Source organism: Anabaena lutea FACHB-196 (assembly GCF_014698305.1).
GTDB classification, from domain to species: domain Bacteria; phylum Cyanobacteriota; class Cyanobacteriia; order Cyanobacteriales; family Nostocaceae; genus Anabaena; species Anabaena lutea.
The window spans coordinates 78354-90964 of record NZ_JACJST010000017.1 but is presented as its reverse complement, the minus strand read 5'-3'; the positions used below and the strand labels follow the sequence as shown (position 1 = coordinate 90964).

10 protein-coding genes are annotated in these 12611 nt (G+C 38.8%); 3 read left to right on the top strand and 7 right to left on the bottom strand.

Features of this window, described 5'->3' with window-relative positions; translation table 11 throughout:
• Positions 1–39: 39 nt before the first annotated feature.
• Both kaiB and H6G59_RS18105 read right to left on the bottom strand, forming a co-directional pair.
• A complete protein-coding gene (kaiB, locus tag H6G59_RS18110) occupies positions 40–354 on the bottom strand; it encodes a circadian clock protein KaiB (protein ID WP_190716823.1) in 315 nt (104 codons plus the stop codon).
• 92 nt (positions 355–446) lie between these two features.
• A complete protein-coding gene (locus H6G59_RS18105) occupies positions 447–1040 on the bottom strand; it encodes a KaiA family protein (RefSeq protein ID WP_190716820.1) in 594 nt (197 codons plus the stop codon).
• 939 nt (positions 1041–1979) lie between these two features.
• Here H6G59_RS18105 and H6G59_RS18100 point away from each other — a divergent pair.
• The gene (locus H6G59_RS18100) at positions 1980–5330 is read left to right on the top strand and encodes an ATP-binding protein (RefSeq protein ID WP_190716818.1); all 3351 of its coding nucleotides are present in this window, start codon (positions 1980–1982) and stop codon (positions 5328–5330) included.
• Complete coding sequence (locus H6G59_RS18095; RefSeq protein WP_190716879.1) at positions 5327–5572, top strand: hypothetical protein; 246 nt, start codon at positions 5327–5329, stop codon at positions 5570–5572. The genes H6G59_RS18100 and H6G59_RS18095 overlap by 4 nt, the downstream gene beginning before the upstream one ends.
• A gap of 281 nt (positions 5573–5853) precedes the next feature.
• Here H6G59_RS18095 and H6G59_RS18090 read toward each other — a convergent pair whose 3' ends face one another.
• Complete coding sequence (locus H6G59_RS18090; RefSeq protein ID WP_190716870.1) at positions 5854–7671, bottom strand: ArnT family glycosyltransferase; 1818 nt, start codon at positions 7669–7671, stop codon at positions 5854–5856.
• Positions 7672–7897: 226 nt separating this feature from the next.
• Between H6G59_RS18090 and H6G59_RS18085 the strand changes: the two genes are divergently transcribed.
• Entirely contained in the window at positions 7898–8443 is a 546-nt protein-coding gene (locus tag H6G59_RS18085) for a hypothetical protein (RefSeq protein ID WP_190716816.1), read from the top strand.
• Positions 8444–8505: 62 nt separating this feature from the next.
• Here H6G59_RS18085 and H6G59_RS18080 read toward each other — a convergent pair whose 3' ends face one another.
• From H6G59_RS18080 to H6G59_RS18065, 4 genes are read right to left on the bottom strand one after another with little or no spacing between them, the layout of a single operon-like run.
• On the bottom strand, positions 8506–10512 hold the full coding sequence (locus H6G59_RS18080; RefSeq protein ID WP_190716814.1) for a transglutaminase-like domain-containing protein: 2007 nt from the start codon (positions 10510–10512) through the stop codon (positions 8506–8508).
• Positions 10509–11855 carry a DUF58 domain-containing protein gene (locus H6G59_RS18075; RefSeq protein WP_190716811.1) on the bottom strand — a complete coding sequence of 449 codons (1347 nt, stop codon included), beginning with the start codon at positions 11853–11855 and terminating at the stop codon, positions 10509–10511. The genes H6G59_RS18080 and H6G59_RS18075 overlap by 4 nt, the downstream gene beginning before the upstream one ends.
• A gap of 34 nt (positions 11856–11889) precedes the next feature.
• Complete coding sequence (locus tag H6G59_RS18070) at positions 11890–12333, bottom strand: HNH endonuclease (RefSeq protein ID WP_190716809.1); 444 nt, start codon at positions 12331–12333, stop codon at positions 11890–11892.
• Positions 12334–12345: 12 nt separating this feature from the next.
• Entirely contained in the window at positions 12346–12600 is a 255-nt protein-coding gene (locus H6G59_RS18065) for a hypothetical protein (protein WP_190716808.1), read from the bottom strand.
• Positions 12601–12611 lie beyond the last annotated feature (11 nt).

Here is a 12611-nt window from a genome sequence, read left to right as displayed (position 1 = left end):
ATTACTAAAATTTGGACTCGGTTTTTATGAAAAATAGTTTTATTCTTCCCAGTCTTCGTCACTCAATTCTTCATAGAGTAAATCTAATCCTATCAAAACTCTTTCTCTATCTGAAAGATCTCCGATTATTTTGCGGACTGGGGGCGGCAAAATCTTTGATAATGTCGGTGTGGCTAATATTTTATCTTCTTCTGCTAGTTGGGGGTTTTTGAGGACATCGATTACTTTTAAAGCATAAACACCTTTGAATTCTTGTTCTAATATGTTTTTGAGTGTGTTTAATGCTCTCACGGAGTTGGGAGTGTTCCCGGCTACATACAGCTTGAGAACATAGGTTTTTTTGGATTTATTCATAAAGGTACAGGCTAGTTCTGAGAATAGGAATACAAAATATGCTGATGCATTTGTCTGAAGTTAGCGACGATGAAGTGAGGATTTGAGTCTCTTCAGTTGATTTTAGAAACTGCACTTCTATAGGCTTCACAGAGATTTGCCAAAATATCTATTAATGTCAGTCTGTAATCAAGTAATGTTTCGTCGCTCCTTCCTTCTAATTTAAGCTGCTTGGAAAATTCATCAATAAGTTCCATGTGAATTTCTATAATTTTTGGCACAGGAATATTAGCATAAAATAAGGCATTGATAAATCTATCAATGCTAGATTGCAGAGTTTTGTCTGTAAGATAGTAACGTATAAGAATTTGGCGGTAATCTGATTTCAGTTGCTCTAATAATTCCTGCTTATCAGCTTGACTCATTTGCTGAAATGACTGCTGGTTTTTTGGCTTGTTACAGGCTAATACATGGTTATATTTTTCATGATTATTTAAATGTTGATTGTGGTTTTTTGGCGGTTTTTTATCTAAATAGTATATGTTAACAGGGATAGTAGTGGGAAAACAAAAACACCACATTTGGGAAATAATATGATCAATGAGGTTCCACATTTGCCCAATTAAACCTCGTAGATTGATCTTATCAACGGGGGCATATAAATTTTTTTTAACATCTGGTAGCAAAATCAATATTGGTAATAGCATTTATTGCTTATATAGGACTAATATTTAATTACTGATAGCTTGGGTGACGTAGCCATATTTACTCATGGAGACTCTTAACTCTTAACAAGAAATAAGGATACTAATTTTTTGGAAGTGCAGAGCGCAGGCCACTTTGGCTCTAGCTGGCGTGGCGTTAGCCATACGCTCCCGTCAGGGATACACAAAAATCAGGAGTCCTATATATTTAGGATGATTGCCCAAACATAAGATGTATGGGTTAATTAAGTTTTGTAAAAGCTTTTAAGTAAGGACTGGCTAAGAAACGCTTTTTGTCAACAAAAATTTAGGAGTAACCACACAAAAAGGGAGTTGCCGCAAACGAGTGGTATAACTAGTACCGCAGGGCGGAATTAAAAATTAACAATTAAAAATTAAAAAAGTAGATTAAACAGGCTTTTTCAGTATTTTTAATGGTTGCTTAACTTACGCCTTGTTGTACTAGGTAGTTGATGAAGCGTTTAACATCAAAATATGTAGTAGCTGGATGGTGATGTGTAGTATGTATATCTATCTAAATATAGATATTTTTATTTCACTCCTTGATAAGATACATAAACAAAGTTAAAGCATCGTTTCATTCTAAATCATTATAATTCCTCAAGGTTCTAAAACGAATCTTTGGAGCGATAATTGTTCTAGCTGTAACTATCGATGAAGAGTTTCAACACCAGTATTGTGCTGGTGAGGATGATCGCTAGTCCAAAAGAGTGGGACTCGGAAAGCAGCACCTTGGGAATTGTTGGAGGCAACCAATTGTCCGTCAGAGCCGAGTTGATTGTTTCAATATCCTTTCAAATGTCACGAAAATCGCTTATGTGACTCTTCTTGGAGGATATTGCTTCAGGCATAAAGACCATCAGCACTTTGGTAGATGTTTATGCCAAAAGTAACCACAGGAAGAATGACCCCCTAAGCCCTATGTTAATGCTACAGTACCCGCTTTATGACTTTCTAGCAACCGTACCCAGCTGCCCAGAAACAAGCACTCTGGCAGTGGTGCTGGAGATTTTAGAGAAAGAGCAGTGCGATCGCTTGGTAGTGGTGAATCAACAGCAATGCCCCATAGGATTGTTGTACTCTGCTCGTTTAATCCCCAAATTATTGGCAGCAGCCAGTGGTGAGGAATTTCTCAATTTACAGCAGCCAATCTCAACCTTAAGCCCAACTCTGATTGAGCCAATACATAAAATACCCATTTGTGATCATCTAGAAAAATTTAGCTTGTTTTTGCGTTACCAACAAACCCAAAAAAACCGCAACCTAGATTGGGCATTGGTTGATGCAGAAGAAAAATTTTTGGGGCTGCTGGATAGCTCACGCTTACTGCGATTCTTAGCTCAGGAAAAAGTAGCACTTGTTTCTACCACCCAAGGGACTGCCCAAAAAGGTGATGGTAATGCGAAGAGAACTGATTACAAACAAAATAAACACCAGCTAATTACACACAATCCCCTAGTGCAGTTGTTGGAAAGGCTGCCTTGGCCTTTAATGTTGCAAACAAGTACTGGAGAAGTGGTGACGCAAAATCCAGCTTGGTGGCAACAATTGGGAGTTTTAAAAGATGCAGAAGGAATTAGGCAACAGGTAGAGGCCATACTTGCCCCAGAATATTCTCAACACCAAGAATACGCCGATCAACAAGCAGTTAAAGTGTATACCAATGGTAGAGTCAGTGAAAGCGAAGTATCCCCGTCCCCAGCTAAACTGCATTCAGAGGATGATAGCGCCCACACTGACTCCTCCGGTTGCTGGTCGCTAATGAATGCAGCTACTCCCCAAGAAGGCTTACCCCCTTACGCACCATCTGTTTTACCAATGATGCAAGAGCAACCCGTACCGGGGAATAGTGCATCTAGCTACTGTTACTTAGATTCTCAACTAGGAACTTGTACTTGTGTTGTGGAAGTACAAAATGGTCAGGAGCGAATTTGGCAATTTGCCAAAATCCCTTTAGATGGTCCTGAGTTAAAAGTCTGGAGTGCGGAGTCTGAAGTGACACTCAGCAGTCAGAACCCGGAACTGGGCAATGAAAAGCTGTGGTTAGTCTTAGCAACTGATGTAACCGAACAGCAACAGCTTTGCAAAGAACTAGCAGCAAAAAACGCCGATTTGATTCAACTAAATCGCTTAAAAGATGAGTTTTTAGCTTGTATTAGCCATGAACTGAAAACACCGCTGACGGCAGTTTTGGGCTTGTCTAGGTTACTGGTAGATCAACAATTAGGAGAACTAAACGAGCGTCAAGCCCGTTATGCAGGCTTAATTCATCAAAGTGGCCGTCATTTGATGAGTGTGGTTAATGACATTTTGGATTTGACAAGGATGGAAACTGGACAGATGGAACTGACTCCGTCCCCAGTTAAAATTAAGGAAGTGTGCGATCGCGCTTTATTAGAAGTAAAAACACTCCACAATCAAACCAGCAAAACTAGCCAATCTTACCAAGCCGAAACTAAACGTTCACCGGACGATCACCAATTCAGTCTCACCATTGAACCAGGCTTAGAGCAGATGGTAGCAGATGAATTACGCTTGCGTCAGATGCTGGTACACTTACTTTCCAACGCCTTTAAGTTCACGGAAATTTCTGGAGAAATTGGACTGCGGGTAAATCGTTGGGAAGGGTGGATTGCTTTTACAGTCTGGGATACTGGCATTGGCATTCCCGAACATCAACAACATTTAATATTTCAAAAATTCCAACAACTCGAAAATCCCCTCACTCGCCAATTTGAAGGCACCGGTTTGGGGCTAGTATTAACAAGGGCATTAGCTCGCCTACATGGTGGAGATGTCAGCTTTTTGTCTCGTGAAGGCAAAGGTAGCCAGTTTACACTATTATTGCCACCCAGTCCGCCAAAGACAAGTTTTGCGGAATCAGAGCCAGGAAATTCAGAATCACATCAATCGGTTTCCTCCCAACGCTTAGTGTTAGTAGTCGAGGCAGTAGCCGGATATATTGAAGACTTGACTCAACATCTGAAAGGTTTAGGTTATCGGGTGGTGATTGCTCGTTCGGGAACAGAAGCACTAGAAAAAGCCCGACGCTTGCAACCGAAAACTATATTCTTGAATCCGTTGTTACCCCTACTGTCAGGCTGGGATGTGCTGACTTTACTCAAATCTGATAGTGCAACTCGCCATATTCCTGTTATTGTCACAGCTACAGGTGCAGAAAAAGAACAGGCATTTGCTAACCGAGCCGATGATTTTGTCAGCTTACCAGTAGAGCATTCGGGATTATTACCAATTTTAGAAAGATTGTGTGCTGCATCAGAAGTTGAGCAGATAGGTTTAGAAAATAACGAAATCATACCCACAAAAACTCCCCTGCGTATTCTCAGATTGGTAAATCCAGAATTAGAATCTGTCACTCCTAACTCTTCACTCCGAGAACATCGGGTGATTGAAGTAGATGATCTAGATCAGGCCGAACTTTTAGCGCGAGTGTGGCAATTTGATGTGGTTTTGCTAGATGTGGAAAGTTCTACCGCCCAAAATTACCTGCAACAGTTGACTAAGCACCCACGCTTGGCAGCTTTACCACTGGTAACTTGTGATGTAGCCACTACCTTGGTAGCTTCCCAAATACCAGGATTAGGTGTGTTTCCTTGCTTAATTCCATTAAGTAAACAAGACGGTAGTCGCAAAGGAAAACCAGATGCTTTATTGTCAGTGTTGCAAATTGCTTCTGGTCTTAGCTGTCCTCCTAATATTTTAGTGGTCGATGTCACTATGCTGCGTGATTTACCACAGGTAAGACCTAAGCAAGTGAAGGGTTATCGGTTAGAAAGAAACTCCTCTATCACAGGTGAGTACAGACGGGGTTCATCTTCCTCAAATACAGAACGGGGATCTGAGTGGTTCCAAGCTTTAATTCAATATTTACAAACTGCCGGTTTTAAAGCATCTATGGGTAACTGCTGGGCAGAAGTTCTGCAACAAATTCGCCACCAAAGTGTTGATTTACTACTAATTTGTTTGGGAGAATCGGCAATTCATAAAGAAACGCAAAAAGCACTCCAAGCTTTGTCAGATTTACCGTTGAATTTGCCACCAATTTTAGTTCTTGACCAAAGATTAAATCAGGTAAAACATACAGAAATTGGACAAATGAAAAAAAACGGCAATCAGTCTCGACACAATAATGTAGTTGCTGAGTTAGAACAGCTAACTGGCGGTATTGCCACCCAGATATTACCTCGTTCTATCTCCATGGAAGACTTATTAAGTCAGATCAATCAAGCTTTGGCAAAAGGAGACAGGTGATAAAGTTTCACTTTAAGATTGATACAAATGGACAGACGCGGGGACGCGGGGAAGAGGAGACGCGGGGACGCGGGGAAGAGGAGACGCGGGGACACGGAGATGGGGAGATGGGGAGATGGGGAGATGGGGAGATGGGGAGATCTCACAAGGGTAGGTTTTTAATATTATCTGTGAAGGCAGGACTTGGAAGACAAGGAGGGAAGGTAGACAAGGAAGATTTTATACGCACAATGGTCTTTTGACGGACTATTCTTGTTACCAAGAGAATATGATTTTGTACGGTTTTCCTCCCTTGTCCACTGTCCTTCCTTGTCCACCAAGTCTAGCCCTCACGACAATGTAAAATACCTACCCTTGTGAGGATGGGGAGATGGGGAGATGGGGAGAAATAATTACTTCCTGCTCCCTGCCTCCTGCCTCCTGCCTCCTGCCTATTTATTCCCTGTTCCCTGTTCCCTGTTGACGAATTACGAATTACGAATTACGAATTACGAATTACGAATTACGAATTACGAATTACGAATTACGAAATGTCCAGTTTTTCTTTTTTGCTGTTCTTAAAAGGGATGCGAATTAGATTATAAGCTCCTTTGGTGGCTATGTTCTTGTAATTATCTGGTGGTAAGTTCATTTCCAGCAACTTTTTCTGTTCCGTCAGAAGTATTACTGATGGTGGACGGATTTTCGCAGTTGCTTGATTTTGAATATAGTCTAGTGCCTGTTGGGAAAATTTCAGGTAATTAACGGTTTTTTGACTGTAGAAAGTTACAGTGGGTTTTTTGAAACCGACCATGACTAATTCTTCATTGGGTTGTTTTTCTTGGCGTGCGATCGCAGATAATTCTCTTAAAGGTAGCTGACGCTGTTGATCCATCACAAACAAAGTAGGCATTAACACCACTGATAAAAATGCCACAAACCCTATTAAATTCATAAAAATGATGGGACGCAGACGATGACTCAAGATTAACGCCGCGATACTAACAGCACCAACCAGCCAAATTATCCCTCCCAAATTTGTAAACCCTGACTTTTCAATGAGTTCGTATAATTCAGGTGCAGCAGGATCAGTACCTACTAACTTGGATAGGTTAAATAGTCCTACTGATAATGTGGATAAAAAGGCAACATTTACCCAGCTACTGATATTGAAAGATTTAAGGGATTTGGGGATTTGGGGATTTGGAAAAAGGTCACTCCAAAATAATGCTACCAAAATCGCTGTCGCTGGCATTAAAGGTAAAAGGTAGCTGGGGAGTTTAGTGACAGCAATGCTAAAAAAACCAAAGACACCAAAAAACCAGAAACAAGCAAATAAACCCAATTGTTGAGAACGTTCCTGGTTGAGCCAGTGCGATCGCTGCCAAAATTTTAACCTAGCTATGGATGCGGGGATGTACACTGAGTATGGTGCAAAACCCAACAACACGACTAAAAAGTAAAAATACCAAGGGGCTGAGTGACCATTAACGACTTCTGTAAAGCGTTCTATGTTGTGATAACCAAAAAAGGCATTAATAAAATTCCAGCCATTGCGCCAAGTCACCAAGATATACCAGGGAGCAGATATAGCGAAAACTATCCCCATTCCTAAGATAGGACGCATTTCTCGCCACAGTTCCCAGAATTTGCCCAAATATACAGCAAAGGCAATCATAATCAGTCCGGGTAACACAATTCCGACTGGCCCTTTAGTTAAAATTGCCCCAGCAATCAATACATAACAAGCCAAATACCATTTATTGGGGAAAGGGGAAGGAGCAGATTTTTGAGCGTATCCTAGAAAGAAGCATAGCAAAGCAGATGCCATGCAACCGGTCAGTAACATATCCGAAACACCGACTCTACCCCAAACAATCATTTCGGGGTTAAGTGCCATTAAAGCCGATGCCACAGCAGCTGTTAAGTAACGACGAGTAGGATTTGCAACTGGCTCTAATTCATCTTTTTTGGCAAAATGCCACTGGACAACGTAAAATGCCAAAGCAGTTACAGCCGTTGCTGCCAGTGCGGAAGGGATACGGGCTGCCCACTCATTCACCCCCATAATAGAATATGCGATCGCTTGACACCAATAAATTAACGCTGGTTTGTCAAACCGAGTTTCACCATTAAAAAATGGAGTAATCCAATCACCTGTAACTAGCATTTGCCGGGAGGCCTCAGCAAACAGCGGCTCAGTTTCATCAATCAAGCCAACGTTGCCCAAATTCCATCCAAAAGCTATCCAGTTAATCAGCAGCAACCATACAATTGAAATAGTCACAGCAAGGGCTGGACGCTGTTCTATCTTGTTAAAAATTTGCTCAACAGGGCGGGTAACGCTCAATTTCAGCCTCATAAATCCATACTCACAGACACGGTGAATCGCGTCTTTCTCATACACCAACACCATAATTCAAAAGTCGTTAGTAAGTTCGATTTTGTTCTCACCACAGCCCACACCATATCTCCACAAATAATCTTGGTGCATAATTTCTATTTGTCAGGACAAACATATCTGGAAAGCATCTAACGCACCTGTATCTAACTATGTAATCACAGCATACCTACTTACTTACAGCAATATGAACCGTTATTATCCATTTACATTGCCATTGATAACTGTAGCTGTGCTGCTGTGCAGTGCGATGAATGGTTCTAAGAGTCTATCCCAACCTGTCGCTCTTAATTTAAACATACTTCCTAATGGCAACCATCGCTTTTGTAGTCAACAACCCAAATCAAGTAATGTAGCTCCTCCAGATGCGATAATTGGTGATTGCTTTTTATTTCGGAAACAAGGAAATCAAGTTGTTGGTACTTATTACGACACTAGAACATTAGGGGAAGAATCACTATGTTTGCAAGGCACTTTTAAAGATCGCTTTTACGGTGAAGGATTAGAAATTATTCGTGGTATTGGTCGTCAGAGTATACCTGCCAAAGCTCAAGGTTCGCGGTTAGTAAATTGGGACAAGGAAGGAATTTTACAAGTTGCCAAGGCTATCCCCTTTGGTAAAGGTACAAGATTCGGTCAACCAATACGCTACCGCCAAGCTATCGTGGATTTCAAGCGGCTTTATCCATATAATTTAGGTAATGAACTGCCACCAACACGCTGTCTGCGTTAACGACTATTAAACTACAAATTTCACTGTAAGGCATATTGGCAGAGACGGATAATTTTCTGTCTCTACATCAATCCACTCTGAGGATTGCCATATTTATCTAACCATAATTGCACAGCAGATTTTAATCCTGCTCTTTCGGGTTCTTTAATCCCTTGAGGATCAAAACGATAGCGATAATGTAGTTCAATCAGCAATGATAAATCCTCAAGAAAATGAGATCCAGGCATTTCCTGTTGTAGCCTTTCTATCCAGTTCTTTAAAGACTCTGAAGGCTGACGTATAAATCCTAACTCATTTAATTTATTCTCAATTAAATAAAATTCAGAATCCTGATTAATTAAGTCATATTTATTATTTATTTCTGGGAAAATCTGTTTCTTAAATACACGTCGCACCCCTTTTTGAGGAGCCAACTTACGCACCAGAATTAATATAAATGGCAGCAATAACCACCAAACATATTTAAATACATTACTACTTCTCAAGTTTCGTAACCAACTGGAAAATGTGAAACCCAAAAACGACCATAAATCAGATATAAATGTCCATTTTCCAACAGTTGCATCTTCAATACTTGTCCAGTCAGATGGTGTAGTATCAAACGCTTGCCAATTACCATCTATATATACCATTGTCCAAGCATGACCATGACGACTGCGGACAATATATTGCTTTTCTAAGTTGCTAAATTCGTGAACAGAATACCCGACAGCATAACGCGCTGGAATTCCTAACGCACGCATAAGTAATGTGGTTGCACTAGCAAAATATTCACAATGTCCAGCACGAGTTTTTAGTAAAAATGTTGATAAAGGTGTGGAAGCATTATCTTTACTTGTGAATTGGAGTGAATAACTATAATTTTTGAGTAAAAATGCGTCTACAATTTGTAAAATTTGTTGGGATGATTTTCCTCTAATATCGAGTTTATTAACTATCTCATCTATTGCTGATTTTTCAGCTTTCGGAATTTGTAAATCATCTGTTGTCGGTGGACTATCTAAAGAAAATTGCTGATTAAATTTTATTTTGTAAGCAATATCATTAACTTTTCCTGCTACTTTAACCGTGCCATATTTGTTTTTTTCCATTTCGCTAACTGGTAAATCATTGATTTCAAATGTGCCATCAGCTAACCTTAAAACTCCTTTACCATTATTAAGTGTTCCATAAATAGTTAGCATTGAATTACTCTTAGATTGATTTTCTAACCGCCAAGTTGTATTATTAATTTCTGGTTTAACGGGAGTGAATTCAGGATTTAATGCTATCCACAAAGAAGATTGATATTTATTATAAGTTGCTTCTCTCAGCAGTGAAGGAGAATTATTTTGAGTCGGGGAAGATACCCTAAAAACAATATCATTGGACTGCTTTAAAACTCCAATTTCTCCCATACTTGTTTCTTTCTTGAAAGCATTTATCTCTTGTCCAATAGCATCGCTAAACCATGATACTACCTGCTCTTCTACTTTATTATGAAGTTGATGTAGTCCTATTTGTCCTACAAATCCCACACTTCCCGCAGTGAGAAACAAACAAAGCCAGATAATAGGTGAAAATCTTGGGGAACGCACATTCCAAAGTGCAATAGCTGAAAGTATAAACATCCCGATATAAAAAAATATATCTTTAGTATTAGCGTTACTAGCACCTAAAATACAAAAAGCAAAATATGGATAAGCTAAATTAAGAGAAAATCTATTGCTTTGCTCTCCTGTTTTAGCATCATAAAATGTGATAAAAAGTGTGGTGAAATTGATGTTGTCGTTTAGAGAATATGTCTGAGCAGCTACCAGAGGAAAAAATGCTAATGGTAGCCATTGTAAAAGACTATATACAAGGTAAAAAGAACGATTGTAAATTATCAGATAAACGGTTAAAGTCACCAGAATAATGAAGCATAAATTAGCAATACGTTTGATGTCATCAGTAGAAAAATCCCAACGTGATTGCATCAAGCGAGAGCCTTCGAGAATTATAGCCATTGGTATGGCAAAAATCCATAATCCTGTTTGCAAACCCCAAAAGATTAAAGCAGCACAAAGCAAAAAAGGTGGTATTTTCATAGCTGCATTAAATCCTCTTGTATTTTGTCTAACTTTAAAATATGAAATTTGGCTAATTGATATTGCCTAAATTCAATTTTTTCTAAATTATCTGGGTTGTTAGTGAGAATTAAAACTAATGTATTAACACCCATTTTATTGAGATAACTAACTAATTTTTTTCTCTGTTCGTCCCAAGCAATAAATATGCAGATACACCCACTTAACAGGGAAATTTTATCCAGCACAACTGGAATAAGTGAATCAAAAGATTTGTCTCGACACGCAACTACAGAAGCCATGATTTCTAACATTTTTTCAGTATGGCTAATTCCTCTACCAAAGGTAAAACAATAAGCTTCGTTTCCGACAAACATTAAATCTAATAAAGATTCTTGAGTTTGCACTTCAGAAGCTAATGAAGCTGCTATTGATATTGCTGATTCTAAAGTCTCGCTATATTTCACACTTTGAAATGTATCTAAAATTAATGCATGACGGACAAAAAACTCATCCTGTTCTTCTTTAACAATTGGTTTACCGATTTTTGCCCAACTTTTCCAGTGAATTTTACGTAATGAGTCCCCAGGTCGATATTCTCGTAAAGACCTAAATTCCTCTGAGTCTCCTACAGATGATGCTAAAGCTACTCCACCAGATTGATATTTCCTGAAACCAGGAAGTTGAATTGGTGGTAGGTTATATAATTTGGGGAGAATTAATAAAGATTGCGGTAAAGAAATAGTTTGACAAGCATTAAGAAGGCCAAAAGGATCTGGTCGTGCTACTGTCATACCTATAAACCTCATTACACCTCTATGGATGGGTGTTATTTCACCCATAATTTCTGTTTTGCTGTGAGGTAAAAGTGGGGGTAATTCTATTGTTTTTGCGGTTCCGCATTGTTTGCGAGCAACTAGCCATAACCACCGATAAGATCCTAATTTTATATCAATGTCAGTGCGTTTATCTTCCCCAGGTTCTGGGGTTTCTAGGAATTCTTTCCAAGTCGGACGAGGGTCAGCAAAATTTTCAAATAGTTTGAGTTTAGTTTGAATCTTGTTGGTTTTGTTATGAATAACAAGGCGATACTTTAGTTTGCTCCCCACGGTTGCAAATTTGGGTAGAGTTCTATTCCCCTGAAAACGGTAGCGGAATAACAATGTATAAATTATAGAAATGAGGACAATTGATACTAAGAAAGTAAATATTTGATAAGTCATACTTTGGTTAGTATCCAAACCCAAAGATGCAGAAAAAATCAGGCAAAAAATTACTGCAAAGCCACTGATAGTAACTCTTTTTTTGAGTTTATGTTGAATTGCTGAACTAAAATAGTAAATACGATATATGATTTTTTGCATTTCATTTTTAAGCTCTCATTTTTAAGAGTTTATTTTAGAGATTTATTCTTTTCAAGGCTAATGGAGAAGGATATCTTTTCTTGGAAATTAAAATTTGGCGTTCTAATAAACGGGGCTGATCATTAAAACCTAAGATTCTTGCTGTTACTTCTCCTATACTTGTTATGGATTCAATCCGAAAATCATTGATTTTAAAATGCTGACCCCAATTATCCCAACGAGGATTATAAAATCTGACAAATTCCTTAGTTTCCCAAAGAATTGAACCAATATTGCTTCCTTTAAAACGATTACAAAATACACAACAATAAGCTAAATTATCTTCATTAGAAGAACCGCCATGTTTAATACTGATAATATGATCTACGGTACAACCTAAAACCGTATCTTCTTCTTGAATTAGACAATATTCACATAAATAATCAGCCCGATTTGCTACTAAGCGACGCAGTTCTTTATTTAAATAAGGGCGATCCATATTCAGTTTTAATTACTCCTCTGTAATAAATTTATGAGCATGAGCTTTTGCTAGTCTAAGTAAATGTTCAAGTACCATATAATGATCAAGTTCTGATTTATCTTCAGCAGAAAGAGTTTCATTCTTTTCACGAAAGATTAAGTCAGCAACTCGTTCTTTTACTGATTCTGATGGTTGAAATTCAATCAGGCTTTGGGGTGTAACTCCACCGGCGATGAACTTAATAATTTCGTCATAAGCTGGATTGAGAGGTATAGATGTATTCATAGTTTATTTAC